This window comes from Streptomyces phytophilus (assembly GCF_013870535.1).
Classification (GTDB): Bacteria; Actinomycetota; Actinomycetes; order Streptomycetales; family Streptomycetaceae; genus Streptomyces; species Streptomyces phytophilus.
Genome location: NZ_JACBXC010001549.1, coordinates 1 through 1,241, shown reverse-complemented (window position 1 = coordinate 1,241; position 1,241 = coordinate 1). Strand labels below are relative to the sequence as shown.

Below are 1,241 nucleotides of genomic sequence, written 5' to 3'. Positions count from 1 at the left end.
CGCCAGGGTGCTGTCCACGCTCGGGCGGTCCTCGGGCTTCTTGGCCAGAAGGGCGGTGACGAGCGAGGCGAGGACGGGGTCCGCGTGGCGCATCGGCGGCGGATCGTGGAGGGCCACGGCGGCGAGGGTGGCCGTGGGGGTGTCCCTGCGGAACGGGGACGTGCCCTCGATCGCTTCGTACAGGGTGACTCCGAGGGAGAACAGGTCGCCGGCGGCCCGGTCCTGAAGGCCGTTGAGGCGTTCGGGGGCCATGTACTCGGCGGAGCCGATGACTCCGCCCGCGGTGGTGAGGCGGGTGTCGGTCTCGTGGACGGCGATGCCGAAGTCGGCGAGGAGGATCTGGTCGTCGTCGGTGAGCATCACGTTCGCGGGTTTCAGGTCGCGGTGCACGATCCCGGCCGCGTGGGCGGCCTTCAGTGCCTTGAGCAGGGCGACGGCCGTCTCGGTCACGAGCGGCGCGGGCAGCCGCCCGTCCGCGCGCAGCCGCTCCTCCAAGGAGCGCCCGTCGACCAGGCGCATCACGATCCAGGGCGCGCCGTCCTCGACCACCACGTCGTGGACCGCGACGACATGCGGATGGTCGCGCAGGCGGGCCGCGTTGCGGGCCTCACGCGCGGCGCGGACCACCCGTTCACGATGCTCCGCCTCCGAGCCCGCCTGCTGGGGCAGCCACACCTCCTTGACGGCGACCTGAACGCCCAGCGCCTCGTCGTACGCCTTCCACACCCGCCCGAACCCGCCGACGCCGAGTTGCCCGACAAGCCGGTAGCGCCCCCCGATGGTCCGCTCCGGCGGCGTCTCCTCCACCGACGTCCCCCGTTCTCCGCCCGTTTCACTGCCCCTGATGGTCGGGCCAGAGCGTACTCAGTCACCCACCGGGGCGCCATGCGGGAAGGCGTCGCGTGGGGCGCTCCCGGGCCGGTGGCGGCGCCCCGGGCGCTGCACGGTATCGGCGGCGGCGGCCGGGATGCCAGGGATGGCCGTGCCTCACCGTATCCGTGCAGTCACGGTGCACGAAGTCTGCCGGAACCAGGAAATGTTTCCGAACGCGCTGGCTGGCACGGTGAGTTCCGTCGGCGCCGACGGCGGGGGGCCACCGTTCGGCGCGGCAGAGGGGGGCGGTGATGGGTGCTTTCGTGGATGCGGCGCTGGGCTTTCCGGCCGTCGTCTTCAGCTTCCCGCTGCTCGTCGTGATCGCCTACTGGCTGTTCGCCGCGGTGACCGGTCTCGTCGGCGACTCC

General features: G+C 72.6%; 1 protein-coding gene. It reads right to left on the bottom strand.

Annotated features, from left to right (window positions below):
- Nucleotides 1-807: serine/threonine-protein kinase (locus tag H5J30_RS34135; protein ID WP_181791692.1), on the bottom strand; the 807-nt coding region annotated here is incomplete at its 3' end.
- Nucleotides 808-1,241 lie beyond the last annotated feature (434 nt).